Origin of the sequence: Mesorhizobium sp. M4A.F.Ca.ET.020.02.1.1, from assembly GCF_004022645.1 — a bacterium.
Classification (GTDB): Bacteria; Pseudomonadota; Alphaproteobacteria; order Rhizobiales; family Rhizobiaceae; genus Mesorhizobium.
The window spans coordinates 1-4,987 of record NZ_RZOI01000466.1 but is presented as its reverse complement, the minus strand read 5'-3'; the positions used below and the strand labels follow the sequence as shown (position 1 = coordinate 4,987).

Here is a 4,987-nt window from a genome sequence, read left to right as displayed (position 1 = left end):
ACAAGGCGCTGTCGAGTGTCGGCGCCTATCAGATCGAGGGTGAGGGCATCCAGCTGTTCGAAAAAATCGAGGGCGACCATTTCACCATCGTCGGCCTGCCGCTTCTGCCGGTTTTGGAGAAGCTGCGGGAGCTCGGAGCAATCGATGGCTGAGGCAGCGAAAAAAGCTTTCGTTACCGGCCACCCGATCGCGCATTCGCGCTCGCCGAAAATCCATGGCTACTGGCTGGCCAAGTACGGCATCGACGGCAGCTATCAGGCCATCGATGTCGCGCCGGACAATTTCGCCGCCTTTGTGGACGGACTTCGGAATAATGGCTTCCAGGGCGGCAACGTCACCATCCCGCACAAGGAGGCGGCCTTCGCGCAGGTCGAGCGTCGCGACGAGGCGGCCGAAGCGATCGGCGCCGTCAACACGCTGTGGTTCGAGGACGGACAATTGTGGGGCGGCAACACCGATGCCTACGGCTTTGCCGCCAATCTCGATGACTACGCGCCGGGCTGGGCTTCGAATGGCCCCGCCGTGGTGCTTGGCGCCGGCGGCGCGTCGCGCGCTGCCATCCAGGCGCTGATCGAGCGCGGCGTGAAGGACATCCGCATCGTCAACCGCACGCTGGCGCGGGCCGAGGAGCTCAGCCGCCGTTTCGGCGAGGGCGTCTCCGCGCATGGCGCCCATGCTGTCGGCGACCTGCTTACCGATGCCGGCCTTCTCGTCAACACCACGGCTCTCGGCATGCATGGCAATGAAGGCCTGTCCGCCGATCCGGCGGGCCTGCCCGGCCATGCCATCGTTACCGACATCGTCTACGTGCCGCTCGAGACACCGCTCCTCGCCGCCGCCAGGGGGCGCGGCCTGTGGACGGTCGATGGGCTCGGCATGCTGCTGCACCAGGCGGCGCCCGGGTTCGAACGCTGGTTCGGCGAGCGGCCCGAGGTCACCGCCGAGCTCAGGCGGATGATCATCGCTGACATCGAAGCCCATTGATGAGGCGCCGGCTATGATCGTGCTCGGCCTCACCGGATCGATCGGCATGGGCAAGTCGACGACGGCGAAGATGTTTGCCGAGGCCGGCGTGCCGGTGCACGATTCCGACGAGACGGTGCATCGCCTCTATGCCGGTAAGGCCGGCCCGCTGGTCGAGGCCGCCTTTCCCGGCACCACCGATGCGGGTGTCGTCGACCGCGCCAGGCTCGGTGCGCGGGTGCTCGGCGATGCCGCGGCCCTGAAGCGGCTGGAAGCGATCGTCCATCCGCTGGTCCGCGCCGATGCCGACGCCTTCCTTGCCAGGCACCGCGCCGCCGGCGCGCCGCTCGCCGTGCTCGACATTCCCTTGCTGTTCGAGACCGGCGGCCGCGACCGCGTCGACAAGGTCGTGGTCGTCACCGCCCCGGCCGAAGTTCAGCGCGCGCGTGTGCTGGCGCGTCCCGGCATGAGCGAGGAGAAGCTGGCCGCTATCCTCGCCAAGCAGGTGCCCGATGCCGAAAAACGCCGCCAGGCCGATTTCATCGTCGACACCGGCCAGGGCTTTGACGCCGCGCGCGCCGCGGTCGCGGCCATCATCGCCGAATTGGCGGGGGATAAGTCGGGCAAGGACGCTTCCTGACGCCTGCTGTCAGCAGTCCCCATTGCCATTTTGTTCCGTTGGATGATTCTGCTCGTTCAGAGTGGACTGATTCGATGCGCGAGATCATTTTCGATACCGAAACCACCGGCCTCGACATGCGCGAAGACCGCATCATCGAGCTCGGCGGCGTCGAGTTGGTCAACCGCTTCCCGACCGGCCGCACCTTCCACAGATTCATCAACCCGCAGGGGCGGGCGGTTCATGCCGAGGCGCAGGCCGTGCACGGCATCAGCGCCGCCGACCTGGTCGGCAAGCCGATCTTTTCGGAGATCGCCGAGGAGTGGCTGGCCTTCACCGACGGCGCCAAGCTGATCGCCCACAACGCCAATTTCGACATCGGCTTCCTCAATCTCGAATTCGGCCGGCTCGGCCATCCCGTCATCGATGTCGGCCGCGTCGTCGATACGCTGGCGCTGGCGCGCCGCAAGCACCCGATGGGTCCGAACTCGCTGGACGCGCTCTGCCGCCGCTACGGCATCGACAACACCCACCGCACCAAGCACGGCGCGCTGCTCGATTCCGAATTGCTGGCCGAGGTCTATATCGAGCTCATCGGCGGCAAGCAGGCGGCGCTGATCCTCGATGCGGTGGCGGTGCAGATGAACGGCGCCGGCGAGGTGGCCGACATCGACATCTCCATCGGCGCGCGGCCGATTGCGCTCCCGCCGCGCCTCACCGAGGCCGAGCGCGCCGCGCATGCCGGCCTGGTGCGCACGCTCGGCGAAAAGGCGCTGTGGCTGAAGGTGGAAGCCGAAGCCGGGGTGGCTCAGAACTAACACCGTCCCGCCGGCATCTCATGCAAAAAGCCCGGCGCGAGGCCGGGCTTTTCGACACCTAATGAAGAGCGGATCAGCTCACCTGGACCTTCGCCGCCGCCTGGTCCTCGGCCAGCTTCTGCTGGAACATCTGCGCGAAATCGATCGGGTCGAGCATCAGCGGCGGGAAGCCGCCATTGCGCGTCGCCTCGGCGATGATCTGGCGGGCGAAGGGGAATAGCAGCCGCGGGCATTCGATGAAAAGGATCGGCAGCATGTGCTCCTGCGGGAAGCCGCTGATGGCGAAGACGCCGCCATAGACCAGCTCGACGTTGAACAGCACTTCCTGGTCGAAGGAGGCCTTGGCGTTCAGCGTCAGGTTGACGTCGAACTGCTTGTCCGACAGCGGATTGGCGTTGACGTTGACATTGATGGCGATGCCGGGAGCCTTGTCGCGGCCGCGCAGCGAATTCGGCGCGCCGGGGCTCTCGAAGGACAGATCCTTCGCATACTGGGCGAGCACGTTGAGTGTCGGCTGCGCGTTGCCGTTGCCGTTGGCGGCGCCGGTCGGCGCGTCGTCTTTGCTGGCCATGAGCCTTTGTCCTTTTGCCTGGGCAGCCTTGCTGACCGGATTGAAACCGGGCGTTCGCTACCATGGTCGGCATGACAAGACAAGGTTTGCCGCCTCAGCGCGGGATCACAGTTGTTGCCTATCTCTGTCGCAGATTCCTGCCGGCGAACCTTGAGACACTTGACCGGAAATTGCCTAGTCGTCCTTGAGGCGGCGCCAGGGCGAATTGTGGTCGGGCCCGCGCGTATAATCGTCGGCGCGCGAATAGTCGCTGTCGTCGAGATCGATTGTCTTGCCGCGCGGCCGCGCCTGGAAGCCGGCGCTGAAGCTGGTCGCCAGCACTATGCGGCTTTTCAGCATCCGCCAGGCGAGTTCGCGCACCGGCGGCAGAAGCAACAGGATGGCGAGGATGTCGGTGATGAAACCGGGAATGATCAGAAGGATCGCCGCCAGCACGATCATCGCGCCATGCGCTAGCTGGCTGCTCGGATCGCGCCCGGCATCCATCTCGGCCCGCACCCGCGCCATCACGCCGAAGCCCTGGTGTCGCAGCAACAGGCTGCCGGCAATCGAGGAGGCCAGCACCAGGCCGACTGTCGCCAGCGCGCCGATCTGGCGGCCGACGACGACGAAGCCGGCGATTTCCAGCAGCGGCAGCGCGAGGACGAGCAATGGGAGCAGTGAAATACGCAATTCCTGGCCGATCGTTTCCGTGTTTTCCCGTCTAGCGTGCAATCGCCGCTGGCACCGGACCCGTTAGATAGGTATGCCTGCCTTTGATTTGAATGATTGCGCCTAGCGTTCTATATGCTTTGGGTGTTGAACGCTATGCGACCGCGGCCTGATGCTGGCCGGCGGTCCGGCCAGGACAGGGATCGAATTGGCGGAAGATATGGGTTTCTTCGACTTCGGCACGATTTTCTTTCTGATTGCGGCGGTTGTGATCTTTTTCCAGCTGCGCAACGTGCTGGGCCGTCGCACGGGCAGCGAGCGCCCGCCCTTCGACCCCTATTCGGCGAGCCGCACGCGCGAGCAGCAGGAGGCCGGCCAGAAATCGGAGAATGTGGTTTCGCTGCCGCGAAAGCGGGCGCCGGGGGAACCGGCCGCCGACGCCTATGCCGAGATCGATGCCTTCGCCAGGCCCGACACCGATCTCAACAAGGGTCTGAGGACGATCAAGGACAACGACCCGTCTTTCGATCCGAAGGGCTTTGTCGACGGCGCCAAGATGGCCTACGAGATGATCGTCATGGCCTATGCCGACGGCGACCGAAAGACGCTGAAGAACCTTCTCTCGCGCGAGGTCTTTGACGGCTTCGTCGCCGCGATCGGGGATCGCGAGGCAAAGTCGGAGAAGATCCAGTCCTCCTTCGTCGGCATCGACAAGGCAGATATCGTCGCCGCCGAGATGAAGGGCGGCGAAGCGCACATCACGCTGCGCATCGTCAGCGAGCTGATTTCGGCGACCCGCGACAAGGCCGGCGCCGTCATCGACGGCGACCCCGAAACCGTCGCCGAGGTCAAGGACGTCTGGACCTTCGCCCGCGACACGCGCTCGCGCGATCCGAACTGGAAGCTCGTCGCTACCGAAGAAGAAGATTGAGCCCGGGCGGCGGCGGTGTCGCTCTCTTCCCTTTTCAGCGAAAAATCCTTTGGCGAGCTGCCCGGTTGGGATGAGGACGACCACCGCGCCGCCTATGCCGCCTTTCGCCGCTCGGCCTTCCATGTCCTAACCAAACCCTATCGCACGGGCTCGCTTGGCGTCGGCTTCGAGGCCTTTGCCGAAGCCTATCAGGAGGCGCGTGCCGTTTCGTTGCCGAATCGAGCGCAGGCCCGGGCCTTCTTCGAGCGCCATTTCGTTCCCACTCATGTCACCGCCGAAACCGGCGGCGCCGGTCTCGTCACCGGCTTCTATGAGCCGGAGGCCGAGGCCTCGCCGGTACTGACGGACCGCTTCACGGTGCCGCTGCTTTCACGCCCGGCCGATCTGGTCGATGTCGACGACGCCAATCGGCCATCCGGCATGGATCCCTATCT

8 protein-coding genes are annotated in these 4,987 nt (G+C 65.2%); 6 read left to right on the top strand and 2 right to left on the bottom strand.

Going from position 1 to position 4,987, the window contains the following annotated elements; all coding sequences use genetic code 11:
• The 4 genes from EN742_RS24260 to dnaQ form a co-directional block, all read left to right on the top strand.
• Positions 1-152: Maf family protein (locus tag EN742_RS24260; RefSeq protein ID WP_189375547.1), on the top strand; the 152-nt coding region annotated here is incomplete at its 5' end.
• Positions 145-984, top strand: a complete 840-nt coding sequence (locus EN742_RS24255; protein ID WP_126057321.1) for a shikimate dehydrogenase — start codon at positions 145-147, stop codon at positions 982-984. The genes EN742_RS24260 and EN742_RS24255, both read left to right, overlap by 8 nt.
• Positions 985-997: 13 nt before the next feature.
• Positions 998-1,603 (top strand): dephospho-CoA kinase, encoded by a 606-nt coding sequence (coaE, locus tag EN742_RS24250; RefSeq protein ID WP_126057320.1) that lies wholly within the window; start codon positions 998-1,000, stop codon positions 1,601-1,603.
• Between the two features lie 74 nt (positions 1,604-1,677).
• Positions 1,678-2,400, top strand: a complete 723-nt coding sequence (gene dnaQ, locus EN742_RS24245; protein ID WP_126057319.1) for a DNA polymerase III subunit epsilon — start codon at positions 1,678-1,680, stop codon at positions 2,398-2,400.
• Between the two features lie 73 nt (positions 2,401-2,473).
• Here the strand turns inward: dnaQ and secB are convergent, their stop codons facing one another.
• Positions 2,474-2,971 (bottom strand): protein-export chaperone SecB, encoded by a 498-nt coding sequence (gene secB / locus EN742_RS24240; protein ID WP_128333368.1) that lies wholly within the window; start codon positions 2,969-2,971, stop codon positions 2,474-2,476.
• Between the two features lie 174 nt (positions 2,972-3,145).
• Complete coding sequence (locus EN742_RS24235) at positions 3,146-3,643, bottom strand: FxsA family protein (protein WP_126057317.1); 498 nt, start codon at positions 3,641-3,643, stop codon at positions 3,146-3,148.
• Between the two features lie 199 nt (positions 3,644-3,842).
• On the opposite strand from EN742_RS24235, the gene EN742_RS24230 reads away from it, so the two are divergent.
• Together EN742_RS24230 and EN742_RS24225 are read left to right on the top strand one after the other, a co-directional pair.
• The gene (locus EN742_RS24230; RefSeq protein ID WP_126057316.1) at positions 3,843-4,553 is read left to right on the top strand and encodes a Tim44/TimA family putative adaptor protein; all 711 of its coding nucleotides are present in this window, start codon (positions 3,843-3,845) and stop codon (positions 4,551-4,553) included.
• A 15-nt stretch (positions 4,554-4,568) separates the two neighbouring features.
• Positions 4,569-4,987: MltA domain-containing protein (locus EN742_RS24225; RefSeq protein WP_189375545.1), on the top strand; the 419-nt coding region annotated here is incomplete at its 3' end.